Origin of the sequence: Xenorhabdus sp. KJ12.1, assembly GCF_963876495.1 — a bacterium.
GTDB lineage: Bacteria > Pseudomonadota > Gammaproteobacteria > Enterobacterales > Enterobacteriaceae > Xenorhabdus > Xenorhabdus stockiae.
This window is the reverse complement of the sequence record NZ_CAWNQH010000001.1, coordinates 158,921-183,852: the sequence shown is the minus strand read 5'-3', so window position 1 is coordinate 183,852 and position 24,932 is coordinate 158,921. Positions and strand designations below refer to the sequence as shown.

Below are 24,932 nucleotides of genomic sequence, written 5' to 3'. Positions count from 1 at the left end.
ATTCTATTATGCATAGATTTTTATCATTCTTCTCTTATCAGCGGTGGGTTTTGCGCCTTTTCACAACTTGATACCCGATCATTAAAATAATGAACCAGACAGGAGTTGCAATTAATGCTTGTCTGGTATCTGCTTGTAAAGACAGCAGGACTATGACAAAAGCAAAAAAAGCCAGACAAACCCATGACATCACGATACCAAACGGCATTTTGTAAATAGATGCTTTATGCAGTTCAGGACGATGCTTACGGTAGGCCAGATAGGAGCACAAAATCATACTCCAGATAAACATGAACAGAATGGCTGATATCGTTGTTACCAATGTAAAAACACGCATTACATCAGGAATAAAATAGATCAGAATAACGCCGCAAGAGAGGCATAAACAGGTAAAAATCAAACCTGATGCAGGAACTGAACGCCGGGAAAGTTGGCTGAACTGTTTTGGTGCATTTCTTTCCTTAGCTAAACCAAATAACATCCGGCTGGTAGAGAAGACCCCGCTGTTTGCTGAAGATGCAGCAGAAGTCAGTACTACGAAATTCACAATGCTGGCGGCGGCAGGTAACCCTATCAGAACAAACAGTTCCACAAAGGGGCTTTTATCCGCCACAATTGCACGCCATGGTGTGACTGACATAATGACAATCAATGCGAGTACGTAGAATGTAATAATCCGGACAGGAATGGCATTAATTGCTTTCGGCAGCGATTTCATCGGGTTTTTGGTTTCTGCCGCCGCTGTCCCGACTAATTCAATCCCAACAAAAGCAAATATTGCGATTTGAAAGCCGGCAAAGAATCCGCTCAACCCCATAGGGAACATGCCTCCATCGCCCCAGACATTGGAAAGGGAAGCAACATGCCCAGCGGGAGACCGGAAATGACTACCAATCAACACGCCACCAATTACAATTAAGGCAACAATGGCAACAATTTTGATCATCGCAAACCAAAATTCCAATTCACCAAACAGTTTGACTGTTGCAAGATTCAGTGTCAGTAAAATCAAAACGCATAAAAGAGAGGTCGCCCATTCAGGGAAACCAGGTGCCCAATACCCAACATAAGAGGTGATGGCAACAACATCAGCAATACCGGTAATTACCCAGCAGAACCAATAAGTCCAGCCCACAAAAAAACCGGCCCATGGCCCCAGGAGGTCAGCTGCAAAGTCACTGAATGATTTATAATGCAAATTAGAAAGCAATAGCTCTCCCATTGCCCGCATCACGAAAAACAGCATAAACCCTATGATCATATAAACGAAAATGATCGAAGGCCCTGCAAGGGAAATAGTTTTACCTGACCCCATAAACAGGCCGGTTCCAATAGCGCCCCCGATAGCAATAAGCTGTATATGTCGGTTAGTCAGGCTTCGCTGAAGATGCGAGCCTTCAGTTTCAGGTGGGTGTGTGGGTTGTATATTTTCTTCCATAGTTGTATCCAATTTATTCTCACAGCATGGCCTTAATACCCTCAGGCTGTGTTTAAGACGCCATTGTGACATAGACAACTACATTATTAACAGAAGGAATTTACACGAAAAACCAATAGAACGTATTTTGAGCTAAATATTGATGGTTCTGTTTACTCATCCCAATCCTCATTTTTATAAATACATATGTTGATGTTCTGTCTCTCAGCGATGGCATACTTTGGGATGAAAAAGTTCACTTTCGACGGATTCATTATTCCAGAATTCAGATATAAATATTGCTTGATGAAATTTAAAGTAGACCATTAATTAATCATATGTAAAAAGCAAAATAGCCAATGTAGTGTATAGGAGATAATATAAATAGGAGAATAAGACATGAGTAAATATATCTTTGTTTATAACGGTCTTGATAATAATGATGGGGTTTTGCAAATAATCTTAAAAATAGATAATCAATCAATTATTCAATCAGTAATTTAGATTGTTAATAGTCAATATTACTGTTCTAAAATTTTAACTTCATTGGATAAGAGGGATAAATTATATTGTTATGTTATTGTTTAATGATAATAACTGGTAATATTTTACATTGACTATTATTCAGAGTAATGTGGATTAAATTTATCAGTAATGGACTCCTTAAATGTGGAAGTTTTGTTGGTTTGAAATTTAGGTTATTGATTATGATTAGAAAACTAGCACAATTGGTTGTTGCGGTGGTTTCTGTGTTATTTTGGCAAGTTGCTGTGGCAAACAGTGGGATTATTCCTTTTACTGAAAATGATGCTAAATTTGCAAAATCGCTTGTTGATAATGAGGTTAAACTGTTTTTTTCTGGCAAAAGAAAGTCTAGTGATTATGGGTATATTCATATAACTGCAAAGGATTTATACAGAAGGTATTCCGAAAATGAAGTGAAAGCAAATAATGATTTAAAATATAAGAAAGTTATCGTTTTCGGAATTATTAAAAGTATAAATAATTACTCTTCTGATGGTGAAGTCTTCATTGCATTAAGTGCTGGAGGGTTTTTAGATACTGTACATGCAACACTGAGTAATGATTTTCAGGATTATGCGTTAACATTACGTAAAGGACAAAAAATTACTTTAGCCTGTGAAGTTGCCGGAACTGCTGTTGGTGAGCCTTTTTTAAAGCGTTGTATATCAGAAAATAAAGCAAAAGAACAAGTTACTAAGTCTATTATATCTCAGATTAATAGAGTGGTTAGTGGAGATAAGAATGAATCCAATAAAGTAGGTGTTAATATAGTTGTATTAACAAAGTTAGTTGATTTATCCACTAATAATTTCTTTATTTGTAAAAAAATAGATATCTCTTGTCTGAATAAATCAAAAAGCTCAGAGTGGAAAAAGTATGTAGAAAAAAACAGAAATCAAATAGAGTGGTATAAAGAAATGTTAGAGTAATAAATATTGTAATGAAATGATTAGCTTGATAACTATGTTTTCGAGTGATTCTTGTATGGGATTTTTTTCTGTTAAAAATGATTGCCATTTATATTTTTTTAGGTAAGGATGATATCCCCACGGATATCATTATTTCTCATTATTTCTATTGATTTAATGATTGCTAAAAATAAAAGTGATAATCAGGAAGATATTGATCTTATGATATCGACATTAGCTATCAATAATTATCGTTCTATTCGTGACCTTCGTATTACTCTTGCTCCTCTTAATGTGATTACAGGCGCAAATGGTAGCGGTAAATCTAATTTATATCGTGCATTACGTTTGTTATCTGAAACAGCTCAAGGTGGTGTAGTGAATTCTCTAGCGCTGGAAGGTGGGCTGGATTCTGCATTTTGGGCCGGGCCGGAAAATTTTTCAGGTGCGGTACGTGCAGGGCACATGCCAGTACAGGGTGGGGTTAGAAAAGAAGTAAAACGATTACGTCTTGGGTTTGCGACAGATTCGTTTGGTTATTCCATCTCCCTTGGTCTGCCTCACCCGTCTAGCTCTGCTTTTGCGCTAGATCCAGAAATTAAACAGGAATGTATTTGGGGAGGAGGGCGTTATCATCCGGCTGGTGTATTGGTAGAACGAAAAGGGGCAATAATCCGGGTTCGTGATGGGCGAAAATGGCAAATTACTTCAGAACATATTAATAGTTTCACCAGTATGTTTGATCAGCTTTCTGATCCTTTAATGGCTCCGGAAGTTTTTCATATGCGTGAGTTTATTCGTGGTTGGCGTTTCTATGATCATTTCCGGACAGATAGTGATGCTCCTGCCCGAAAAGCTCAGATTGGTACCCGCACTCCGGTATTGCATCATGATGGGCGGGATCTGGCTGCTGCCTTACAAACTATCCGCGAAATAGGTGATGCACAATTACTGGATGAATCGGTTAATGATGCTTTTCAGGGAGCTTCTTTGGCAATTACCCGTTCCAACGAAGGGCTATTTACATTACAGTTTCGTCAGTATGGTTTAATGCGCGCGCTCTCCGGTGCTGAATTATCCGACGGAACGCTACGCTACTTGTTATTGATTGCGGCATTACTGACACCACGTCCACCATCAATGATGATATTAAACGAGCCAGAAACCAGCCTGCATCCAGAACTTTTACCTTCATTGGCTAAATTGATTATAAAGGTTTCAGCTCAGACTCAGGTTTGGGTTGTTTCACACTCTCCAGTATTGATTTCAGCACTACAGCACTCTTCGCTTTGTCAGACTATTCAGCTTGAAAAGCAACTAGGTGAAACTCATATCATTGGTAGGGATATACTGGAAGAGCCATCATGGCACTGGCCTGATAGGAATTAAAATATCTATCGTCTCAGGTTGTTTCGCTGAGAGATTGTGATTCTTTTCACGCTTTACTTCCTATAAAGACAAAACTAGGAAAATTTCCTAGTTTATCTAAGACAATAGCTCAAGCCAATTTTTAACCCCTTTCTTAGAATCTCAGTAATAACAATACCTACGAAAAAATTCGCGTTTTAGCGAGCCGCCTTTTTGATTTCCACCTGCATTAAAAAGGTTTTCTTTGTCGTGGTTATCTGAGGATTTCATATGATTAAAATTCTGGAACAAGTTCGTCAACCGACGTTGGATCTTCCAGTCGATATACGCCGTAAGATGTGGTTTAAGCCTTTTATGCAGTCATATCTGGTGGTTTTCATTGGCTATATGGCGATGTATCTGGTGCGCAAGAATTTCAATATTGCCCAGAACGATATGGTTTCTACTTATGGTTTGTCGATGACGAAGCTTGGGTTGATAGGGTTGGGGTTCTCTATCACTTATGGCGTAGGCAAAACGTTAGTGGCTTATTATGCAGATGGAAAAAATACCAAACAATTTTTGCCATTTATGTTGATTTTGTCTGGCCTGGCCATGCTCGGTTTTAGTATGAGTATGGGCAGCTCTGGGATCAGTATTTTTTTGATGGTGGCATTTTATGCGCTGAGTGGTTTTTTCCAAAGTATAGGTGGGCCGGCAAGTTATTCCACCATTACCAAATGGACTCCGCGTAGCAAACGAGGCACCTATCTTGGGCTTTGGAATATGTCGCACAATGTGGGTGGCGCAGGTGCGGCAGGAGTTGCTTTGTTTGGAGCGCACTATTTATTTGATGGTCATGTCATCGGGATGTTTATTTTCCCTTCCATAATTGCTCTGATCATTGGTTTTATTGGTTTACGTTATGGAAGCGATTCGCCTGAAAGTTATGGTCTGGGTAAAGCAGAAGAGTTATTTGGTGAGTCGATCAGCGAAGAGGATATAGCAGCAGAAGAAAATCAAATGACTAAGCGGGAGATTTTTGTTGAGTATATTCTGAAAAACAAAGTGATCTGGCTTCTTTGTTTTGCCAATATTTTTCTTTATATCGTGCGAATTGGCATTGACCAGTGGTCAACGGTATATGCGTATCAGGAATTAGGACATTCAAAAGAAACTGCTATTTCCGGCTTTACAATGTTTGAGGTTGGGGCGTTAGTCGGGACGCTGATGTGGGGATATTTGTCAGATTTAGCAAATGGTCGTCGCGCTCTTGTTGCTTGTGTCTCACTGGGCCTAATTATTGTTAGCCTTGAATTCTACCAGCATGCAACCAGCGAGTTTATGTATTTAGGCTCTCTATTTGTACTCGGATTTCTGGTGTTTGGCCCACAATTACTGATTGGCGTGTCAGCTGTTGGCTTTGTACCGAAAAAAGCGATCAGTGTTGCAGATGGTGTTAAAGGTACGTTTGCTTATTTAATCGGTGATAGTTTTGCTAAATTAGGTTTGGGAATGATTGCTGATGGAGTGCCTATTTTTGGTTTAACAGGCTGGAAAGGTACTTTTGTCGCACTTGATACTTCTGCATTTATCTGTATTACATTACTTGCGTTTGTTGCTATTGCTGAAGAGAGAAAAATTCGTAGTAGCAGGAAAGCGCTATAAAGCTTGTTAAAAATCGTTATGACGCTACTGTTTTATTCGCAGTAGCGTTTTTGAGTGAAACGTATCGTTCCCAGTCTATTGCACAGCTATATTAATGAGAGTAATTTATACGGGTTTTCTGATCTGGCAATAAATAACGATGATTAAAGTAGCATTAGTCGATGACCATGTGGTAGTACGTTCTGGCTTTGCCCAATTATTAAGCTTAGAGCCTGATATTGAAGTTGTTGGTGAATTCAGTTCATGCGCCGAAGCAAGATATGGTCTGCCCGGTTCAGGGGCAATGGTTTGTATTCTTGATATCTCAATGGCTGATGAAAGTGGATTATCACTATTGCAGGATATTCCCTCCGGCATTGGTTGTATTATGCTGAGCGTCCACGATTCAGCCACCATGGTAGAAAAAGCCCTGAAGGCGGGAGCCCGGGGTTATCTAAGCAAACGCTGTAGCCCGGATGAATTGGTACAGGCGGTGCGTATTGTTGTGAATAATGGTTTTTACTTCTCGCCGGATATTGTGCTAAAACTGACATCATCAAAAAATAATCCTGCTTCTTTGGATCACTTAACCAAGAGAGAGAGGCAAATCGCGGAAATGCTTGCCACAGGAATGGATGTTAAAGCAGTAGCTGCTGAGCTGGGTTTGAGTCATAAAACAATTCATGTTCATCGGGCTAATGCAATAAGTAAATTGGGCGTAACAAATAACGTGGGCCTAGCAAATTATTTTGCCTCTAGTGATCTCTAATGTATCGATACTTGCTCAGTTCATTTTGTGGTGGATTACTGTTTTCCTGCTGGTGGTTCTGTTTATGGGTGATAGCTTATTACTTTGTCAATGACTTAGAGCTGGCTATTTTGTTTTTTCCATTTGCACTACGTCTTGGCATTGCTTTACATATCCCGCAGAAATATTGGCTAACACTATATGGTACAGAATGGTTGCTTACAATTGGTCTGGCCTTACTAATGAAGCAGCCTCAGTGGCTAACTGTATTAACAGCCAGTATAGTCAGCCTTCCCATAGTCTGGGCCGCCAGTCGTTATTATTGTGGTAATCAGTGGCAAAGACTTTCTGTGATGGCCCTTGTGATTGTAATCACTTCAATTGTTAATGTTATATCCGTCATCAATCATAATCCGGCTGTAACCATCGCACTTTTGGTGAGTTTAACCGGAGGCGTTATGCTGGTTCCTTTGTGTTACTTAGTTTGGCATTATTTATTCCAGAATGTCTGGCTACCCATGACTGCCAATGTTATTGCACACCAAATTCGTTTCAATCTGAAACAGGTTATTTTTTATAGTCTATTATTTGTATTAAATATTTTTCTTCAGATCTGGATACCTAACGAACTCCGCTATTTTGCGCCATTCTGCCTTGCTATTCCGATTATTTTATTGGCTTTTCGCTACGGTTGGCAGGGAGCATTGCTTGGCACTTTACTGAATAGTGTTGCGTTAATTGCTGCTCGCAGCGGTGTTTCCGATATGGAAATTACGGATTTGCTGTTATCTCTTCTGACCCAGACTCTGACAGGAATAATCCTTGGAATGGCTGTTCAGCGTCAGCGTGATCTGAATATGCAGCTAAAGAGGGAATTATCTCGTAATCACAGTCTGTCACGCCAGTTAGTAAAAGCAGAGGAATCAGTAAGACGGGAGATTGCCCGCGAATTACATGATGAAATAGGTCAAAATATTACAGCTATCCGGACACAGGCAAATATTATCCAACGTGTTGGTGCAACGCCGGTGGTTATTAATTGTGCCAAAACTATCGAAACATTATCTCTGAATGTTTATGATACTACCAAAATGTTATTGAGCAGATTACGGCCTAAAGTACTCGACGATTTTGGCCTTAAGGAAGCTATTGAGCAGTTATTGCGGGATATGGAATTTGAAGCAAACGGCATATCAGTAGAAATTAATTGGGAAATCGATTCCGATGCTGTTATTGAACAGTTAAGTGATGCAACGAAAGCTACATTATACCGCCTTTGTCAGGAAGCATTGAATAATGCATTAAAGTATTCTCAGGCTGATTGTATTAAAGTGCATTTTTCTATTAAGGAAATGATCCGTTTATTGATCAAAGACAATGGTATTGGCTGTAAAGCTGAAGATCATATGAAGGGATTTGGCTTGCGAGGTATGCGTGAGCGTGTACAGGCCCTCGGTGGTAATTTTTCAATTCATAGTGAGAAACAGCAAAATGAATCTACACGCTCTGGTACGGATTTATCGATCATTTTGCCTAAACTTTAAGAAATGATCATGACAGTTTTTTCTCAGCCTAAACTAATTAATCCAAATCATTTGTCTACGATAGAAATTAGGGAGCAATATCGTTACTGGCGTCTGCATATAATGTTGAGCTTATATGTGGGCTATGCGTTATTTTATTTTACCCGTAAAAATTTTAATTACGCAATGCCAGAATTGATCAGTGATCTGGGTCTTGATAAAGCTGAAATTGGGTTGATTGGTACGTTATTTTATATTGCTTATGGTTGCTCAAAATTTATTTCCGGTATTCTCTCTGATCGCTCTAATCCACGTTATTTCATGGGTATTGGGCTAATTGCTACCGGTATCATTAATGTTTTTTTCGGTCTGTCCAGTTCTGTTGTCATGTTTAGCTGTTTATGGATATTGAATGCTTGGTTTCAGGGATGGGCCTCTCCTTCATGTATTAAATTACTTACCACTTGGTATTCGCGTTCGGAACGTGGTTTTTGGTGGTCATTGTGGAATACTTCGCATCACATTGGGAGTGCATTAGTTGCACTCTTTGTTGGTTTTGTCACCTTGCACTTCAGCTGGCGTGAAGGTTTCATTGTGCCCGGTTGTCTGGGGATCTTAGGAGGAATTCTACTATGTTGGCGATTACGTGATAAACCGACTTCAATGGGGTTGCCAACTATTGGGCAGTATCGCAATGATTTTCTGGAAAAAAAACATGAAAATCAAGGGAAGGGGTTAAGTACCAGAGAAATATTAAGAGATTATGTTTTCAGGAATAAATATATCTGGTTACTTTCCTGTAGCTATGTGCTGGTTTACATTGTTCGCACAGTTATCAACGATTGGGGAAACCTTTATCTGACAGAATATCATCATTATGATTTAGTGAGCGCCAACTTTGTCGTATCACTTTTTGAAGTTGGAGGCTTTGTGGGATCCTTGGTTGCCGGCTGGGGTTCTGATAAGTTATTTGGCGGCAATCGAGGTCCTATTAATTTAATATTTTCAATTGGTATTTTTTTGTCAGTAGCTGCTTTATGGTTGATGCCTGTAACAGATTTAGTTTTTCAATCGTTGGGATTTTTCTCTATCGGTTTTTTCGTTTTTGGTCCGCAGTTATTGATTGGTATGGCAGCAGCAGAATGTTCACATAAAGATTCAGCTGGAGCAGCGACGGGATTTGTTGGTCTCTTTGCCTATACAGGTGCGGCACTTGGTGGTTATCCTTTTGCGATTATTTTGGAGAACTATCATTGGACGGGGTTGTTTATTACCATCTCTGTATGCGCTGTCATGATTGGTTTATTATTGCTGCCTTTTTTACAGGCTCAATTTCCTCAGCAAAGAGAGCAGGGTTAACTGCTCTTATTTTAACGCTGTGATATTTGCCGGTTAAGCCACTCTTCTCTGGTTAGTTCCCATATTTCATTATCATACTCCCCTGAAACATATTCTTTTTTACCAGTTCTTATCACCTTCATACCTTCAGATAATGAAATATTTCTTGATTTATCATTGACTTTAGCTTTGGCCACTCTGAGTATTGTCTGGCCTAATTCTGTAAACCAATAACTCGTAACCTTTTCACAGGCTTCACGCATAAACCCATGCCCTTGATATTCGAGAGAGAGCCAGAAACCGCGATTATTATCTTGTGTGTTATATAACCCAATGATACCAATGAACTCATCGGGCCTAGCTTTCATTCTGAGTGACCAGATATAGGCTTTTTGTTCTTGGATTGCAGGTATGGCAACGTTATTGACAAAAATATCGCCACCATTATCAGGATATGGCCAGGGGACTGCATTCTTGTCTAAGTATTTTACAATATCCCAGTGAGGAAATTTTTGTTGTATGTGAATCGCATCGGTATGAGCCAATTTTTTTAATAAAAGGCGCTTAGTTTCTAAATCTTCAAACGGCATTTTTTTGATTACCAACCCAATGTTAATTTATTGTGAAATTCATAATGAATTTTAGTCGTAAAATAGTCAATATGATTTTATCTCCACTATATAAAGCGGTTTTATAAAAACATACCAAACCGAAATATGGTATAGTGAATGCCTGATTTATTCTTTACTCCTATCGGAATGTTATGTCTTATCAATGTCCTTTATGTCATTCACCATTACTGTTTTCCCATCACCAATGGCGTTGTGAAAGCAATCATCAGTTTGATTGTGCAAAAGAAGGTTATGTGAATTTGTTACCGGTTCAGCATAAGCGTTCAAAAGAGCCGGGTGATAGTGCTGAGATGATGCAGGCGAGAAGGGCATTTTTACAGGCAGGTCACTATCAGGTATTACAGCAAAAAGTTATTGAGCTATTTGATCGCTTTTTATCTGAACAGGCTGGAGTGTTGTTGGATATTGGCTGTGGAGAAGGGTATTACACTGCTGCGGTACAACAGGCTTTGAGTCTGAAACGGCCCATAACCGTTTATGGCTTGGATGTGGCGAAAATTGCAGTCCGCTATGGAGCCAAACGTTATCCGGATGTTGATTTTTGTGTGGCATCCAGTCATCGGTTGCCGTTTGCAGATGGTTCCCTTGATGGTATTTTGCGGATTTATGCTCCCTGCAAAGCTGCTGAGTTATTTCGAGTTGTAAAATCAGGGGGGATTGTTCTCACTGTAACGCCCGGCCCACGTCACTTGTATCAGTTGAAAGAGTTGATTTATCAGGAAGTCCATTTACACCCTGAGAATACCGAGCAACTGGAAGGGTATGAATTAGTGGCTGAGGAAACTCTGGCTTATGAAATGCAGCTGGATGGTGAACAGGCTTATAATTTATTACAGATGACACCTTTTGCCTGGAGAGCGTCTGAAGACGTTAAAAGCCATTTAATGGCTAATAAATTGTTTAATTGTGAAGCTGATTTCACATTAAAAGTTTACCGTCATATTTAAATTCTTTGAATGAATTCCCCGCAATAAGAGAGGGGAATTCATTTATGAATAAATATCAGGCATACATAAATAATTTAAGATGTTCGAATAATATATTGAAGCCAATAGCAATTAATACTAATCCACCAATAAGCTCTGCCCGTTTACCTAATAATGGCCCAATATAACGCCCAATTAACATACCCAAAGTTGCCATGATCATCGTCATTATTCCTATAGTCATCGCTGTGGGCAATATATCAACTTGTAAAAAAGCGAGGCCAATACCAATTGCCATCGCGTCCAGACTGGTTGCAATAGCGGTAAATATTAAGGTTACTGAACTATGACGGCGTGGTGCTGTTGGCCTGGTGGTGACGTCAGGATCATGTTTGAAACTTTCTCTAATCATCCGGCAGCCAAGGACAAATAATAGTGTGAATGCCACCCAATGGTCCCACTCCATAATGTACTGACTGGCATAAATTCCCAGAGACCAACCGATTAAAGGCGTACAGGCTTCAATAAGGCCAAAGATAAGCCCTGTTCGAATTGCTTCACGTAAATGAGGACGATGAAGGGCTGCTCCTTTACTTACGGCAGCAGCAAAAGCATCCATAGAGAGGGCTAGTGCAAGAATGAGTGTTGCATAGAAATTCATTAAAATAGCCTCGGTTGGGTAGTTCCATATACATATAAAACACCCCCAACCAATGGTGATTTTATATGTCTATGGTCTTGCCAACCGATTCGGCATTCGTACCACGTTTTATTAAAACGAGCATGTTGATACGAATTTCCCAGTAATATTCTGGAACAGGCTACTCCCCAATGACTGGGCTGGACGATAACATACTCGGAGTGAAAGGCAAAATATTTTGTGCAATGTTAAGTTATTTAATTGATAATAATTATCATTATCTTTCTTCTAATGAAAAATAAGGCTGATGTGATATTACAGCCTTATTTAATAGAAAGGAGAATATTATTTATTGCTCAGTAGAAATTTATAGATTTTTTCTAAATCGTCTAATTTTGTTACGGCTATGTATATTTTATTTACCTCAAAGTCTATCATTAAAATACCATCTTCGGATAAATTTATAGCTTTAATCTTTTCATAATAAAAAAGGCGATTGAAATAATAAAATCCTTCTTTTTTAAAGATAATTTTAGGTGAGCGTATATAGCCAAAGTATATTGAGATTAAAATAATAAACGATAATAAATAAGTTGTTAATGGGCTGCCTTGACTAGCTATATTATTATAAATCACAATGCTAACTAAGATAATAAATATTAAAGCATCTATACGATGTTTTCTTTTTAATTTTATAGTTAACAGCGTCTTGTCTTTGAAGTAGTGGATAAAAAACTCATCATAAATAGCAAAAGCGAACGCTAATAAAATTGAAGCTATCAATATGATGTCATTCAGGCTCATGTTTACTCCTGAGTTTCCTGATCTGTTTTGTAAGTGGGGGAGAGGAAATGCTTCCTCTCCCTATTTTCAGTTAATCAATTCTTCAATAAAACTATTTGGCTACACCAAGAAGACCGAAATAATAACCAATAATACCAATCACAAAGAAGCCGATAATAATCCATAAAGGGTTTACTTTTTTCCGTAATAGCCACATACATCCAAAAGTTAGCAATAGAGGTGCAAGCCCAGGCAGCAACTGATCAAGAATGGTTTGAACAGTGTTGATTTTTATCTCACCGGTTGTAGGGTCAGGAACCTTAGAGACAACCAGTGTAATGTCGATTTTTGTCCAACTATTAACCAGCGCCCCCATGACAAATAGACCCAGAATTGACGCGCCTTCTGTCATTTTTTGCAGGAAACCGCCTCCCATATCTTTGACGATATCTATTCCCTTCTTATAACCATATGCAACGCCATAATAACGGGTTAGTAAACGCACCAGATTGAACAGGACGAAAAATATAAATGGCCCGATCCAACTGCCACCTAAGGCAAGTCCGGCACCAAGAGCAGCAAAAACAGGGCGCACAGTTCCCCAGAAAATCGGGTCGCCCACACCGGCCAGTGGTCCCATCAAGCCGACTTTAATCCCGTTGATTGCAGCGGCATCAATGTCAGCACCGTTGGCTTTCTGTTCTTCCATTGCCAGAGTGACACCCAGAATAGGTGCTGCGACATAAGGATGTGTATTGAAGAACTCTAAGTGGCGCTTGATGGCCAGTTTACGTTCCTCAGTATTTTCAGGATAAAGGCGGCGGATGGCTGGTACCATTGAGAAACAGAAACCCAGCGCCTGCATACGCTCAAAGTTCCATGAACCCTGAAATAAGTTAGAACGCAGGAAGACAGCACGGATATCGCTTTGTGTCAGTTTTTTCTGACCCATGTTTATTGTATCTGACATGTTGTTCATCCTCTTAATCTAATTCGTTATCAAGGTTATTTGGGGTATTACCAGCAGGAGCGGCTGCCTGTGATTGATTGTATTTAGGGCTGAGCTGAATATACAGGATTGCCATAACTGCACCAATGACACCAAGTATGACGAGATTATGTACATATACCGCGACCACAAAACCCAGATAGAAGAATGGCATCAGGTAACCAGCACGCATCATGTTAATCACCATCGCATAACCAACAACAACAATCATGCCACCTGCGATATTCAGGCCCGTAGTAACGACTTCCGGAATTGAATCCAGCATATTTTGAACTTCAGATGTGCCGACAGACAGGGCGACAACCAGCGCAGGTAAGGCAATACGCATTGCCTGCAACACCAGAGCAGAGATATGAAGAGCTGTAATGGCCCGGAGATTGCCGTTTTCAGCGGCTTTATCTGCCGCGTGTTGGAAGCCGACAGTGAGGGTACGAACGATAATAGTGAGAACCTGACCCGCTGCCGCCAGTGGAATTGCCAGCGCAATACCTGCACCAACCTGTTGTCCACCAGCGATAACCAGAATAGTCGAAATGATGGATGCTAAAGCTGCATCCGGGGCAATCGCTGCACCGATGTTCATCCAGCCGAGAGCGATCATTTCCAGCGTCCCGCCGATGATGATGCCTTTTGTGACATCACCAAGGATCAGGCCGATTAATGTACAGGCAATTAATGGGCGATGGAATTGAAATTCATCAAGAATAGAACCCATACCTGCAATACAGGCAACGATGAATATCAAGAAAAGTTGAACAACGGTAATTTCCATTGTTTTCTCCTGTAACCAAATATAATTTGGTAAGAATTTTGTTGTTGAGTAATGGTTAGTAAAAAAATATCTTTATTTTTTTAAGCTTTTTTGAGTAAATCCATCATATTTAAACGCGCATCGCTGGCAACTTTACGTGCTTCAAGCTCTATACCGCGTGAATTCAGTTTTTCAAAAGCAGTGATATCAGTTGGATCAACAGAGATGGCGTTATTGATTTGGGTTTTACCCTGACGGAAAGCCATACCACCAATATTGACAGATTCCAGTGAAACCCCACCCTCTACAATACGCAGTACATCGGTAGGATTGGTGAATAACAGCATAACGCGTTCACCGGCGTATTTGGGATTGTTATAAACACGGACGCACTTCTCAACGTCGACCACATGCGCCCTGACGCCGGGAGGTGCGACCTGTTTTAATAAAGTGGAACGTACGGTATCCTGAGCAACTTCGTCACTAACTACAATGATACGCTTTACGTTAGTTTCTTTTGTCCAGCGGGTTGCAACCTGACCGTGAATAAGACGGTCATCAATACGTGCAAGTGCGATTTTCATATGACCGCCTGCAACTGGAGTGCTAACCTGAGATGCAACTGGAGCGGTTGGCTTGGCAGGTTCAGGTTTACTGGCCTCTTCTTCAGGCTCTGTTTTAAGAGCACGAATGCCTTCTCTTCCTGTTTCTAATGCAACAGCAACCAATTCTTCCATGGATGGGTCATCATCACGGCACATGAAGGCTTCAACCAACATTGGTACGTTTACACCCGTAATGATTTCGTAGTTTTTTTTGTCTACAGCAATCCGGTTTGCCGCATTAAACGGGCTGCCACCCCAGGTATCAACAAAAAACAAGAGCCCTTGCGTTGTATCAAGTGACTCCAGTCTCTTATTGTATTTCTCGAATAATGTATCGGCATTTTCACCGGGCACGAAGTCAATATAGGAAACGTTTTCTTGTTCCCCAATCAACATTTCCGTGGTACGTAGCAGTTGCTCTGCCGCAGCCCCGTGTGTGCCAATCATAATGGCTATACTCACTTGTTTTCCCCTTTCTGTAACAATCGAACTCGGATTTATTGCAAGCTCATGCTCAATACTTCCAACCTGTTTTACTATCAGTTAATAAACATAATAGTTACAAACATTATGTTTTATCGAGGTTCCATCCCAAGTATTTCATTTCTTATGGACTCTATTTTGTTACATAAGAAAATATGTCATTAGATTATCATTGGAATCATTCAAGAAAATTGCTATCAGTCAGAAAATTTAAGTCGAACTATTTTGATAGGTGAAAATAATATTTTAATTTTAATTATGGTAAATAAAAATTAATTAATTCTTTTATTTTTTTAATTTTCAGTCTTAACATCTGTTTCCGGTAACATTTTGTTAATTTTTAGATAAAAAGAAAGTGATGTCTTAAATAGGAAAGAGGAAAAAATGTACTTCTTTGATCCGTTTCAGCCAAAAAAAATCCCTACTGTATTAGCAGGGATTTTTCCGGATAAGCCAAATCTGAACTTAAAGAATGTCGCTATTTAACTTATGCCATATTGATAACTTACAGATTTGATTAGTCACACTGTACTTTTATGGCCAGACCACCACGTGATGTTTCACGGTATTTGGCATTCATGTCTTTACCAGTTTCGTACATAGTTTCAATAACCTTATCCAGTGAAACGCGTGGTTCACTGGTGCGGCGCAATGCCATACGAGCGGCATTGATCGCTTTAACTGAAGCGATTGCATTACGTTCGATACATGGAACCTGTACTTGTCCGGCAACTGGGTCACAAGTCAAACCAAGGTTGTGTTCCATGCCGATTTCAGCTGCAATGCACACCTGCTCAGGGCTTGCGCCGAGCAATTCTGCCAGACCTGCCGCCGCCATTGAACAGGCAACCCCAACTTCTCCCTGACAGCCAACTTCTGCACCGGAAATAGATGCATTCATCTTATACAGAATACCGATCGCACCTGAGGCTAAGAAGTAGCGCGTATACAGCTCAGGAGTAACCGGTTCGATGCAGTGGTTGTAGTAAGCCAGTACTGCTGGAACGATCCCACATGCGCCATTGGTTGGTGCTGTAACAACGCGGCCACCAGCGGCATTTTCTTCATTGACTGCCAAAGCAAACATGTTGATTAAATCAACAACATTCATCGGGTCATTTGAAAGTTTGTTTGATGATGTCAGCATACGATGCAAAGCCGCAGCACGGCGCGGTACACGCAGAGGGCCGGGTAAAACGCCTTCTGTATTCAGGCCTCGTTCAATACAGGCCTGCATGGTATCCCATACATCTGCAAAGTATTCAGCAATTTCTTCTTTGCTATGTAAATCCAGCTCGTTTTTCATCATCAGGCCGGAAAGCGACAGGCCTGTTTTGCTGCAATTCATCAGTAATTCAGCAGCAGAGCTGAATGGATAAGAAACAGGCTTTGTGTTCTGAGATGGCTTACCAAAATGCTCTTCATCAACAATAAAACCACCACCGATAGAGTAGTAGGTTTTGCTGTAAACATTTTCGTCACCTGCAAATGCATGGATTTGCATGCCATTTTCATGTAATGAAAGGTTATCGCTCCGGAAATTCATGCCTCCGTCACGAGGGAAATCGACTATATGTAAACCATTTGCCAGCGGCAAACGTTGAGTTTGCTCAACATCACGAATAAAACCAGGGATTGAATCAATATCAACAGTTGCAGGCATATTACCGGCCAACCCCATGATAATGGCGATATCCGTATGATGACCTTTCCCGGTTAATGAAAGTGAGCCGTATACATCAACAGCTACACGCGTGATAGAGGACATAAGCCCCTGGTTTACAAGATCATCGACAAATTGTTTTCCTGCTTTCATAGGACCAACAGTATGAGAGCTGGATGGGCCGATACCCACCTTAAACATGTCGAAAACGCTAATCACGCCAGACTCCTTAAAGAAGAAAGAGATATAGTATATTTATAATAAAGCGCGTTACTTTACTGTTATTTAGTGGTGTTGATAAAGGAGTTTACAGTTTTTTTTTAATTATAATAGTTATTGGTATGATTTCGGACAATAAATGTGCAAATAATGTTTGTTAGTGGTTATTTTTAGCTCTAATTTTGAACTTGTTGAGCCAGCCGATAAATAATTGAGGCAGTTAATCCCCAAATCATTTGCCCGCGATACCAGTAAAAGTAGATCCGATGTTGGCGGTTATGCTTCTTAACATCCAAATACTGGTAGTTGGGAAGGGAGAGTGCATCAAAAAGCGGGATTTCAAAAAAATTATCCACTTCTGTTGGATTGGCCTGAAAAGAGAAGGGAGGCGACACTAACCCGACGACAGGAGTGACATGATACCCGCTGCTGCTTTCCATAGGGGCTAATTGCCCCAGAACCTGTACCTGATGGTATGGAATATTGACTTCTTCTTCGGCTTCACGTAGCGCGGTAGCAGCCAGTGAATGATCTTCCGGGTCAGCCGCGCCACCGGGGAAAGCAATTTGCCCTGCATGCGAACGTAGATGCCGGGCCCGTTGGGTAAGTAACAGTGTAGGCTCGGGCTTACAAATAATTGGTAGTAATACAGCGGCATTCCGCTGATTGCTGACCGGATAGTCTGGTTGTACGGGAGTTTGCAGTTGAAACCGATGAATAAAATCAGAAAGAGATGTCATGATGTATGGAGTTCCCTTAATTTCGGTAAGATATGTCCAAGTTTATCGAATGTTTCCTGATACTCTTTTTCCGCAGTGCTGTCAGCTACGATTCCCCCACCAGCCCAGCAGTACATTTTTCCTTTTTCTGTCAATAGGGTGCGTATAGTAATATTACTGTCCATTGTACCGCAGAAACTAATATAGCCAATAGCTCCACAATATCCATGTCTGCGATGCGGTTCTAATTCTTCAATAATTTCCATGGCCCGGATTTTTGGAGCTCCCGTGATGGAACCTCCGGGGAAACAGGCTTGCAGTAAATCTGTTGCGTGATATTCGTCTGGTAATGTTGCAGTAATGGTACTGACAAGGTGATGGACAGCCGGAAAAGGCTCAACAACGAATAATTCGGGGACTTTAACTGATCCCGCCTCCGCTACACGCCCGATATCATTTCTGAGAAGATCAACGATCATCAGATTTTCCGCGCGGTCTTTCCGGGATTTGGCTAATTTTTCAGCTTGTAATCGATCTTTTTCCGGGTCTTGTTCACGTGGCAATGTGCCTTTGATCGGCCGGGTCTGGATTTTATTATCTTCCAGTAATAAAAAACGTTCGGGTGAAACACTGATAACGCAATTTTCATGCAAACGAATGAAAGCCGAAAAAGGAGCGCGATTAGATTCGTTGAGTTTCCTGAAAGCCTGCCATTCATCACCCTGATAATTTGCGTGAAAACGCTGTGCCAGATTAACCTGATAACAGTCGCCATTACGCAAATAACGATGAATATGCGCAATTTTTTCATGATATTGCTGTTCACTCATATTGGATTGCCATGCGCTGGTGAGGGCAAAATTTGTTTCGCGGTGCTGGGTGTGCGCTTCCAGCCATGCCAGGCGAGTATCAATATCGTGATAGCTTAATAAAGTTGCTTTTTGCTGGTGGTGGTCAATGATAAGGCACCAATCGTAGATCCCAATGGCCATATCCGGGAAATTCAATTCATTAATGGTTGTCGCTGGTAGCTTTTCAGTCCATCGCCCGAGATCATACCCCCATATTCCCAATGCTCCTCCCTGAAAGGGCAGGTCAGGATCAAACTGAGGGGTAATATTGCAGTCATTGAGATGTTTTTTTAGTAAAAGAAAGGGATCTTCTTGAGAATGAGAGACTGTATCATGACTTTTGATTTCGGTAGAGTTTCCTTGAGTCACAAGAGTGATGATTGGTTCAGCAACAATAATATCAAATCGATTATGTGAATGTTGAGCGGCTCCTGAATGTAGCAACATTGCCCAAGGAGAGGCGGAAAGAGGAGCAAAATAGCTGGCTGCAAGATCAGGAAAATAAGGTAACTGACGTTTTTGTAATGCAATTTTCATGGTGGAACCCGTATTGGCAGGGCAATTCAAAATTAACTGATTAATTGGGGGGAGATTATCATAGAATGGTGCACTGGTTCACTTGCTGTCATACTGCAACTTAAAATTGATTGTGTATATAATCACAATTATCATCAGTTATTACTATATATTAGAGGTAAACGCTATGTTTTCGGGTATGCCGGCACTGTCCCATGAAGAACAACAAATTGCTGTAGAAAGGATCCATCAACTTATTTCTGAAGGAATGAGTAGCGGAGAAGCAATCGCGATTGTGGCTCAGGAACTGAGAGAAAAACATCAGGATAAAGAGCAGATCCATGTTTTGTTTGAGGATGACGTAAAATAGTCACAACGCATTTTTAACAAAACTCACATAATTACTTTCTATTACATGTTAGTTTAACCTAACATTAATCCATACTATTTGGATGGTAATAGGAGGTAACATGAAGATAAAACAATTCATCCATCGTGCAGGGTTATTGAATGTGGCCGTTGCACTTTCTTTTACGTTTACAACTGCTGTATCAGCTGTTGAAAATGACCATGTCGCTAAATTTGTTTCCTGCAAAAATCTGACTAAAGATCAAATAGCCGCACAAGTTAAACAAGATTTCCTGCAAAATCGTCTTAATCACTGGGATAAGGACAGGAAACAATTAGGTACTGCAAAACCCGTAGCATGGGTAAATGTCAACGATATTACCGGTGATAAAGACGCATTGCAGGTTCCGTTAGTTGTCAGGGGCACTAAAAATGACAAAAGCTATAATGTCACAATTGATTGCCAGAAAGAGACTATCAGCTATAGTGAAACCCGGTAATTAAAGAGTCATGATAGCTTCATATGTGTTCGGGATACTAGAAACGTATCCCTTTTTATGCCTTTCTTCTTTCAGTTTGCCTATTTGTTGGTTGTACTCTCTTATTCCTACTACTAATGAGTTATGCTTCCGGGGGATCAATTAAAGGCTCCTGCTTCCCAATGGAGCCACTTTTGGTTGCTCCGGCAACTTTGTCACTCTCTTACTGGCGGACACAATTTGGAACCCAGTGGGTGTATCTGATTAAGAGGTCTCTATGACGGAATTACGGAAACTTTATCCGGCTTATGATGCATATAAGACTGGCTATCTGGATACCGGCGACGGGCACCAGATTTACTGGGAACTGTGTGGTAATCCTAAAGGTAAACCTGCGGTATTTATTCACGGAGGACCAGGCGGAGAAATAGCCCACTACCATCGGCAGCTATTCAACCCTGAACATTACCATGTCATGTTATTTGACCAACGTGGTTGTGGGCGCTCTAAGCCTCATGCAAGCCTTGAGAATAATACAACCTGGCATCTGGTAGATGATATTGAACGCTTACGTACACTAATGGGCGTTGATAATTGGCTGGTTTTTGGTGGTTCATGGGGTTCAACATTATCTCTGGCTTATGCCCAGAAACATCCTCATGCTGTATCAGAGCTGGTATTAAGGGGAATATTCCTACTCCGGCCTCAAGAATTGCAATGGTATTATCAGGAAGGTGCTTCCCGATTTTTTCCGGAAAAATGGGAACGTATATTATCCATTCTTTCTGAAGAAGAGTGTGCAGATGTGATTAGTGCTTATCAAAAACGTCTGACAAGTAGTGATCCCGTCGTACAGTTGGAAGCCGCTCAACTATGGAGTACCTGGGAAGGTGAAACTATCACACTGTTACCTTCTGAACATACAGATTCATTTGCAGAAGAACAGTTCGCTCTGGCAATTGCACGTATTGAAAATCATTATTTTATCCATAACGGTTTTATGGATGAGACGCAACAGCTATTAGATCATATTGATGCTATCAGGCACATTCCAGCAGTCATTATTCATGGGCGCTATGATATGGCATGTCAGGTACAGAATGCTTGGGATCTGGCAAAAGCATGGCCAGAAGCCGAGCTCCATATTATTGAAGGAGCAGGTCACTCTTTTGATGAACCGGGTATTTTGCATCAGTTAATCAAGGCAACGGATAAGTTTGTCGGAAAGTAGATAAGGTAACCACTTGCTCACGCAGTGGTTACTTTTTACAATTTTTTAATTGCTATTTTTTAACGGCTTTTGGGCTCGTAAGGTAAACGTGATAAAGACCTTGATTGCTGACGGTAATGCCTCAACCGCTGCTGAAAATATTCCCTCAGATGTTGTGGCTGGGTTTGCTCAACATTATCCGGAATGACAGGCATATTATAACGCTCTTTAAATGCAACCCCTGATGCAGCTAAATCAGTGTTGACTTTGTCCATCTCACCTTTTGATAGCCTGGCTAAATTATGCTCTATCATATTGTCTCCAAAAAATACTATGTATACCTTTCGTCTCTCAAGTTGATTCTTGAAATCTATAAGATATATCCTCAGGAGATAAAATTAATGGAGTCTCGTTCATTTAGCAAGCTGTTATTTGAATAAAAAATAGTCGAGTGAATATTAATAATATCAATTATCATTTCTATTAAATTGGTTTTATTTTAATAAATATTAAATCAAATAAAATTGATTATTATTTCATTATATTTAATGAGATTTATTCTTGTTAGGGGGTGAGATTAACTTATTAATTATCAATGAGTTATTTATTATTAATTTATTTTTGTTTTATTGGTTTTTAATAGGCATAATATGCTCCAGTTAATTAATCATCAGGAGATTGGGCTAATGTTAAAACAAGAAATGATCACGAAATTAAATGAGCAATTAAATCTGGAATTTTATTCTGCTAATTTATATCTGCAAATGAGTGCATGGTGTAGTGATAAAGGGTACGAAGGAGCGGCAGCATTTCTGAGAGCCCATTCACAGGAAGAAATGCAGCATATGCAACGCTTATTTGATTATCTGGGCGATACTGGAGCAATGCCTGTACTGGGCGCAATTCAGGCTCCACCTGTTGAATTCAGTTCCATTTCTGATGTATTCAATCAGACCTATGAGCATGAAAAACTGATCACTGAAGAGATTAATAAACTGGCTCACCTGGCGATGACAACTCAGGATTATTCTACTTTTAACTTCTTACAGTGGTATGTTTCTGAGCAGCATGAAGAAGAGAAATTATTCAAATCTATTCTGGATAAACTGGGTATGGTGGGTGAAAGTGGTAAATCTTTATTCTTACTGGATAAAGACTTGAAAGGATTATCTGTTCCTGCACATGCAGCCCATGCCTGAGAAAGGTTTATAATAAACTAGCCTCTATCTGTCTGATGGATTTTTGGACCGTGACTTCTGTTTTTTGACTATGTCAAGCAGGATTCACGGTTTTTTCGTTTTATTTTCCACTATTGTTTTTGCGTGGTGCTTCACAGGTCCGGTCTTTTACCACAGATTAAACTTGTCTTTTGATATAGAATCCTCTCAATTATAAAATTCGTCTTTATATTAAAGGGTTATATATTTATGACTATTTTTAGCATTCGTTCATTTTGGACTAAGTTATCTGCCTTGGTTGTTTTGTTTGTTGGAATATCCTGCCAACAGGCTTTAGCGCATGCCAATTTAAAAGATCAAACTCCGGCTGAAAATACAACTGTTGAAGCTGCACCACAAGCTATAACTCTGAGTTTTTCAGAGCGCATTGAACTCGGGTTTAGCAAAGTAAAATTAATTGGTCCGGAAAAAGAAGAGATTAAAACAGGAAAACTGGAGCTTGATCCGGAGACTAAAACCAAGTTGATTCTGCCGGTTGAAGCCAAACTGTCCGCCGGAGAATATCGCGTTGACTGGAGTGTATTGTCAGTCGATGGTCATAAAACAAAAGGTGTCTATAACTTTACTGTAAGATAATGATTTCACTCGAGGCATTATACGTACTCTGCCGTTTCTTCCACTTTGTGGTTGTAATGCTAATGTTCGGGCTTAGCCTGTTCATTACCTTACTTGCATCAGGCCACTTTTCAGTATTGATTAGAAAACGGCTGAAGTCTGCTTTAGGGATTAGTACGGTACTGGCTTTTATTACTTCAATCGTCTGGTTTATCGTACAGGCTGGGCTGATGGGAGACGGCTGGCACGATGCTTACCAGCCTGAAATATGGCAGGCCGTATTAGGAACCGCTTTTGGCAAGGTATGGCAGTGGCAATTGTTGGCTGCAACACTTGCTGTGGTAGGAATACTCTTTTTACGTACTGATGCCGGTAGTTCTCAAGTAAACCACTTTTTATTATTAGGCTGCTCTGTTGTCTTGCTTTCAAGCCATGCCTTCATTGGGCATGCTGCTATGTATGAAGGAGAACTTGGTCAACTGCTTCAACTGAATCAGGTTGTCCATTTACTCAGTGCAGGTTATTGGTTTGGTGGGTTATGGCCGTTTTTGCTGTGTTTGCAATTTTTACGTTTGAAAAGTAGTGCTGGCTTGAATTCAACTCCTGGCAAGGTGGGGGGGGATGACACAAAGAATCGTTTTTATGATGAAAGTGTTGCTGCGATGAGACGATTTTCTAATTATGGGCATCTGGCCGTTTTTTTGGTGATTGCCACAGGCATTGTCAGTAGCATCATTTTAATTCCGGGCTGGCCGGTTTTTGATGTCCCGGCCTCCGAATACCAATCAATGTTATGGCTAAAAATAATATTGGTCACAATTATGGTCATCTTAGCCTTAATCAATCGTTATATCCTAGTGCCTAAATTAAAGCAAAAAGGGCGCTATGAATTGCTAATGATCAACAGTTGGCTGGAAATCATTCTGGGAACAACTGCCCTGCTATGTGTTGCTATTTTTGCAACAGAACCTCCTGTGTGATCCTTATTTACATGCGGTATATTCCATTTTGGTCGGTTTAGCCACTTTTCAACTGTATTTCGTATTAAATGCATAAGCGCAGAGTTTCTGCGCTGCCATTTCCTTGCGGGTATAGTGTAGTGCAGTTAAGTGTATTGGTTATGGTAATGAGTGTAGTCTTAGCTATATAAACAGGGAAAAGGGCGTTAGAATTCGGGTTGTGTATTTATCTGGGGAATAACAATGAAACGAGTATTTTGTGTTTTATCTTTTTTGTTTTTTTCTTTTCAGGGGATAGCGGCTCCAATACAAACTGTAAGTAAATTACAGTTTGGTAAGCAATGGGCTTTCACCCGTGAAGAGGTTATGCTTGATTGCCGTTCAGGAGGTGCATTGTTCGTGATAAACCCCAGTACGCTTATGCAATACCCACTTAATGAACGAGCAGAAGAACTTGTGCAAGCCAATCAAGTGATTGCAACACCGCTAAGTACAATACTTCTAGATGATCCTGAACATAATAATCAAAAAATGAGCATTGAACCATTTCAAAAGGCAGCCATGTCTTTATGTGATTATAAATTAGGTGATAAAAAAGATAGGTGATTTTTATTGCTAATATGAATGAAATGTCAATTAATGTGCTAATAAATTAATCAAAATTGGTAAATTACCATGTGTCAACTACTCTTTAAGAGGTAAGTTGTTCTACGTCTCAATGGCATTTTAGCGCACGGCTCTCTAACAGAGCCATTTTCCCTAGGCCGAGTAGAGGAATGAGCTCGGCCTTTTTTTATTATGCTTACCATAATTAGTGAATAATTTTACTCTTTTTTCACAGGATCATGTTTTTCCTAATTTGTATAATTTGTTCAGTAGGCTTTGAGTGGCAA

25 protein-coding genes and 1 riboswitch are annotated in these 24,932 nt (G+C 40.2%); of the genes, 14 read left to right on the top strand and 11 right to left on the bottom strand.

The window, feature by feature from the left end; genetic code table 11:
- Window positions 1-37: 37 nt before the first annotated feature.
- Window positions 38-1,438 carry a D-serine/D-alanine/glycine transporter gene (gene cycA / locus AACS92_RS00835; protein ID WP_099108225.1) on the bottom strand — a complete coding sequence of 467 codons (1,401 nt, stop codon included), beginning with the start codon at window positions 1,436-1,438 and terminating at the stop codon, window positions 38-40.
- A 686-nt stretch (window positions 1,439-2,124) separates the two neighbouring features.
- On the opposite strand from cycA, the gene AACS92_RS00830 reads away from it, so the two are divergent.
- From AACS92_RS00830 to AACS92_RS00805, 6 genes are all read left to right on the top strand, one after another.
- Complete coding sequence (locus AACS92_RS00830) at window positions 2,125-2,871, top strand: OB-fold protein (RefSeq protein WP_193756829.1); 747 nt, start codon at window positions 2,125-2,127, stop codon at window positions 2,869-2,871.
- Between the two features lie 201 nt (window positions 2,872-3,072).
- Window positions 3,073-4,239 carry an AAA family ATPase gene (locus AACS92_RS00825; protein WP_099108311.1) on the top strand — a complete coding sequence of 389 codons (1,167 nt, stop codon included), beginning with the start codon at window positions 3,073-3,075 and terminating at the stop codon, window positions 4,237-4,239.
- A 249-nt stretch (window positions 4,240-4,488) separates the two neighbouring features.
- The gene (uhpT, locus tag AACS92_RS00820) at window positions 4,489-5,865 is read left to right on the top strand and encodes a hexose-6-phosphate:phosphate antiporter (protein WP_099108223.1); all 1,377 of its coding nucleotides are present in this window, start codon (window positions 4,489-4,491) and stop codon (window positions 5,863-5,865) included.
- A 139-nt stretch (window positions 5,866-6,004) separates the two neighbouring features.
- Window positions 6,005-6,613, top strand: a complete 609-nt coding sequence (gene uhpA, locus AACS92_RS00815; RefSeq protein ID WP_099108222.1) for a transcriptional regulator UhpA — start codon at window positions 6,005-6,007, stop codon at window positions 6,611-6,613.
- Window positions 6,613-8,136 carry a signal transduction histidine-protein kinase/phosphatase UhpB gene (gene uhpB, locus AACS92_RS00810; RefSeq protein ID WP_099108221.1) on the top strand — a complete coding sequence of 508 codons (1,524 nt, stop codon included), beginning with the start codon at window positions 6,613-6,615 and terminating at the stop codon, window positions 8,134-8,136. Before uhpA ends, uhpB begins: the two co-directional genes overlap by 1 nt.
- Before the next feature lie 9 nt (window positions 8,137-8,145).
- Window positions 8,146-9,474 (top strand): MFS transporter, encoded by a 1,329-nt coding sequence (locus AACS92_RS00805; protein WP_099108220.1) that lies wholly within the window; start codon window positions 8,146-8,148, stop codon window positions 9,472-9,474.
- An 11-nt stretch (window positions 9,475-9,485) separates the two neighbouring features.
- Here AACS92_RS00805 and AACS92_RS00800 read toward each other — a convergent pair whose 3' ends face one another.
- Entirely contained in the window at window positions 9,486-10,043 is a 558-nt protein-coding gene (locus AACS92_RS00800; RefSeq protein ID WP_099108219.1) for a GNAT family N-acetyltransferase, read from the bottom strand.
- 173 nt (window positions 10,044-10,216) lie between these two features.
- On the opposite strand from AACS92_RS00800, the gene rlmA reads away from it, so the two are divergent.
- Entirely contained in the window at window positions 10,217-11,032 is an 816-nt protein-coding gene (gene rlmA, locus AACS92_RS00795) for a 23S rRNA (guanine(745)-N(1))-methyltransferase (protein WP_099108218.1), read from the top strand.
- A gap of 55 nt (window positions 11,033-11,087) precedes the next feature.
- Here the strand turns inward: rlmA and mntP are convergent, their stop codons facing one another.
- The 8 genes from mntP to pabB all read right to left on the bottom strand — a co-directional run bounded on the left by mntP (window position 11,088) and on the right by pabB (window position 19,271).
- Window positions 11,088-11,672: a manganese efflux pump MntP gene (gene mntP, locus AACS92_RS00790; protein ID WP_153044717.1), complete on the bottom strand. Its 585-nt coding sequence runs from the start codon at window positions 11,670-11,672 to the stop codon at window positions 11,088-11,090.
- Window positions 11,673-11,679: 7 nt separating this feature from the next.
- Window positions 11,680-11,855, bottom strand: a riboswitch (yybP-ykoY riboswitch).
- Between the two features lie 141 nt (window positions 11,856-11,996).
- On the bottom strand, window positions 11,997-12,455 hold the full coding sequence (locus tag AACS92_RS00785; RefSeq protein ID WP_099108216.1) for a DUF986 family protein: 459 nt from the start codon (window positions 12,453-12,455) through the stop codon (window positions 11,997-11,999).
- A gap of 91 nt (window positions 12,456-12,546) precedes the next feature.
- The gene (gene manZ, locus AACS92_RS00780; protein ID WP_193756828.1) at window positions 12,547-13,404 is read right to left on the bottom strand and encodes a PTS mannose transporter subunit IID; all 858 of its coding nucleotides are present in this window, start codon (window positions 13,402-13,404) and stop codon (window positions 12,547-12,549) included.
- Window positions 13,405-13,417: 13 nt separating this feature from the next.
- Complete coding sequence (locus tag AACS92_RS00775) at window positions 13,418-14,215, bottom strand: PTS mannose/fructose/sorbose transporter subunit IIC (protein ID WP_099108214.1); 798 nt, start codon at window positions 14,213-14,215, stop codon at window positions 13,418-13,420.
- Window positions 14,216-14,295: 80 nt separating this feature from the next.
- Window positions 14,296-15,261 (bottom strand): PTS mannose transporter subunit IIAB, encoded by a 966-nt coding sequence (manX, locus tag AACS92_RS00770; RefSeq protein WP_099108213.1) that lies wholly within the window; start codon window positions 15,259-15,261, stop codon window positions 14,296-14,298.
- Window positions 15,262-15,799: 538 nt separating this feature from the next.
- On the bottom strand, window positions 15,800-17,164 hold the full coding sequence (locus tag AACS92_RS00765; RefSeq protein WP_099108212.1) for an L-serine ammonia-lyase: 1,365 nt from the start codon (window positions 17,162-17,164) through the stop codon (window positions 15,800-15,802).
- 176 nt (window positions 17,165-17,340) lie between these two features.
- Window positions 17,341-17,904, bottom strand: a complete 564-nt coding sequence (locus tag AACS92_RS00760; RefSeq protein WP_099108211.1) for a CoA pyrophosphatase — start codon at window positions 17,902-17,904, stop codon at window positions 17,341-17,343.
- A complete protein-coding gene (gene pabB, locus AACS92_RS00755) occupies window positions 17,901-19,271 on the bottom strand; it encodes an aminodeoxychorismate synthase component 1 (protein WP_099108210.1) in 1,371 nt (456 codons plus the stop codon). The genes AACS92_RS00760 and pabB overlap by 4 nt, the downstream gene beginning before the upstream one ends.
- A 166-nt stretch (window positions 19,272-19,437) precedes the next feature.
- On the opposite strand from pabB, the gene AACS92_RS00750 reads away from it, so the two are divergent.
- The 3 genes from AACS92_RS00750 to pip all read left to right on the top strand — a co-directional run bounded on the left by AACS92_RS00750 (window position 19,438) and on the right by pip (window position 21,308).
- A complete protein-coding gene (locus tag AACS92_RS00750; RefSeq protein WP_099108209.1) occupies window positions 19,438-19,620 on the top strand; it encodes a YoaH family protein in 183 nt (60 codons plus the stop codon).
- A 100-nt stretch (window positions 19,621-19,720) separates the two neighbouring features.
- Window positions 19,721-20,098 carry a protein YebF gene (gene yebF / locus AACS92_RS00745; protein ID WP_099108208.1) on the top strand — a complete coding sequence of 126 codons (378 nt, stop codon included), beginning with the start codon at window positions 19,721-19,723 and terminating at the stop codon, window positions 20,096-20,098.
- Window positions 20,099-20,354: 256 nt separating this feature from the next.
- On the top strand, window positions 20,355-21,308 hold the full coding sequence (gene pip, locus AACS92_RS00740; protein WP_099108207.1) for a prolyl aminopeptidase: 954 nt from the start codon (window positions 20,355-20,357) through the stop codon (window positions 21,306-21,308).
- A 59-nt stretch (window positions 21,309-21,367) separates the two neighbouring features.
- On the opposite strand, the gene AACS92_RS00735 is transcribed toward pip, so the two are convergent.
- Window positions 21,368-21,598 carry a DNA polymerase III subunit theta gene (locus AACS92_RS00735; RefSeq protein WP_099108310.1) on the bottom strand — a complete coding sequence of 77 codons (231 nt, stop codon included), beginning with the start codon at window positions 21,596-21,598 and terminating at the stop codon, window positions 21,368-21,370.
- A gap of 375 nt (window positions 21,599-21,973) precedes the next feature.
- Here AACS92_RS00735 and ftnA point away from each other — a divergent pair, with 375 nt between their 5' ends.
- The 4 genes from ftnA to AACS92_RS00715 all read left to right on the top strand — a co-directional run bounded on the left by ftnA (window position 21,974) and on the right by AACS92_RS00715 (window position 24,645).
- On the top strand, window positions 21,974-22,486 hold the full coding sequence (gene ftnA / locus AACS92_RS00730) for a non-heme ferritin (protein ID WP_099108206.1): 513 nt from the start codon (window positions 21,974-21,976) through the stop codon (window positions 22,484-22,486).
- Between the two features lie 228 nt (window positions 22,487-22,714).
- The gene (copC, locus tag AACS92_RS00725) at window positions 22,715-23,101 is read left to right on the top strand and encodes a copper homeostasis periplasmic binding protein CopC (protein WP_099108205.1); all 387 of its coding nucleotides are present in this window, start codon (window positions 22,715-22,717) and stop codon (window positions 23,099-23,101) included.
- Window positions 23,101-24,060, top strand: coding sequence for a copper homeostasis membrane protein CopD (gene copD, locus AACS92_RS00720; RefSeq protein ID WP_099108204.1), 960 nt, complete (start codon window positions 23,101-23,103; stop codon window positions 24,058-24,060). The genes copC and copD overlap by 1 nt, the downstream gene beginning before the upstream one ends.
- A 222-nt stretch (window positions 24,061-24,282) precedes the next feature.
- Window positions 24,283-24,645: a YebY family protein gene (locus AACS92_RS00715; RefSeq protein WP_099108203.1), complete on the top strand. Its 363-nt coding sequence runs from the start codon at window positions 24,283-24,285 to the stop codon at window positions 24,643-24,645.
- Window positions 24,646-24,932: the final 287 nt, after the last annotated feature.

Excerpts from the sequence above, each read along its gene's own strand:
- manZ (WP_193756828.1), bottom strand. The coding sequence starts at position 13,404 with ATGTCAGATACAATAAACATGGGTCAGAAAAAACTGACACAAAGCGAT.
- ftnA (WP_099108206.1), top strand. The coding sequence starts at position 21,974 with ATGTTAAAACAAGAAATGATCACGAAATTAAATGAGCAATTAAATCTG.
- pip (WP_099108207.1), top strand. The coding sequence starts at position 20,355 with ATGACGGAATTACGGAAACTTTATCCGGCTTATGATGCATATAAGACT.
- yebF (WP_099108208.1), top strand. The coding sequence starts at position 19,721 with ATGAAGATAAAACAATTCATCCATCGTGCAGGGTTATTGAATGTGGCC.
- uhpT (WP_099108223.1), top strand. The coding sequence starts at position 4,489 with ATGATTAAAATTCTGGAACAAGTTCGTCAACCGACGTTGGATCTTCCA.
- uhpB (WP_099108221.1), top strand. The coding sequence starts at position 6,613 with ATGTATCGATACTTGCTCAGTTCATTTTGTGGTGGATTACTGTTTTCC.
- AACS92_RS00830 (WP_193756829.1), top strand. The coding sequence starts at position 2,125 with ATGATTAGAAAACTAGCACAATTGGTTGTTGCGGTGGTTTCTGTGTTA.
- uhpA (WP_099108222.1), top strand. The coding sequence starts at position 6,005 with ATGATTAAAGTAGCATTAGTCGATGACCATGTGGTAGTACGTTCTGGC.
- AACS92_RS00805 (WP_099108220.1), top strand. The coding sequence starts at position 8,146 with ATGACAGTTTTTTCTCAGCCTAAACTAATTAATCCAAATCATTTGTCT.
- copC (WP_099108205.1), top strand. The coding sequence starts at position 22,715 with ATGACTATTTTTAGCATTCGTTCATTTTGGACTAAGTTATCTGCCTTG.
- mntP (WP_153044717.1), bottom strand. The coding sequence starts at position 11,672 with ATGAATTTCTATGCAACACTCATTCTTGCACTAGCCCTCTCTATGGAT.
- AACS92_RS00825 (WP_099108311.1), top strand. The coding sequence starts at position 3,073 with ATGATATCGACATTAGCTATCAATAATTATCGTTCTATTCGTGACCTT.
- AACS92_RS00715 (WP_099108203.1), top strand. The coding sequence starts at position 24,283 with ATGAAACGAGTATTTTGTGTTTTATCTTTTTTGTTTTTTTCTTTTCAG.
- rlmA (WP_099108218.1), top strand. The coding sequence starts at position 10,217 with ATGTCTTATCAATGTCCTTTATGTCATTCACCATTACTGTTTTCCCAT.
- AACS92_RS00775 (WP_099108214.1), bottom strand. The coding sequence starts at position 14,215 with ATGGAAATTACCGTTGTTCAACTTTTCTTGATATTCATCGTTGCCTGT.
- AACS92_RS00800 (WP_099108219.1), bottom strand. The coding sequence starts at position 10,043 with ATGCCGTTTGAAGATTTAGAAACTAAGCGCCTTTTATTAAAAAAATTG.
- AACS92_RS00760 (WP_099108211.1), bottom strand. The coding sequence starts at position 17,904 with ATGACATCTCTTTCTGATTTTATTCATCGGTTTCAACTGCAAACTCCC.
- AACS92_RS00750 (WP_099108209.1), top strand. The coding sequence starts at position 19,438 with ATGTTTTCGGGTATGCCGGCACTGTCCCATGAAGAACAACAAATTGCT.
- cycA (WP_099108225.1), bottom strand. The coding sequence starts at position 1,438 with ATGGAAGAAAATATACAACCCACACACCCACCTGAAACTGAAGGCTCG.
- pabB (WP_099108210.1), bottom strand. The coding sequence starts at position 19,271 with ATGAAAATTGCATTACAAAAACGTCAGTTACCTTATTTTCCTGATCTT.
- AACS92_RS00785 (WP_099108216.1), bottom strand. The coding sequence starts at position 12,455 with ATGAGCCTGAATGACATCATATTGATAGCTTCAATTTTATTAGCGTTC.
- copD (WP_099108204.1), top strand. The coding sequence starts at position 23,101 with ATGATTTCACTCGAGGCATTATACGTACTCTGCCGTTTCTTCCACTTT.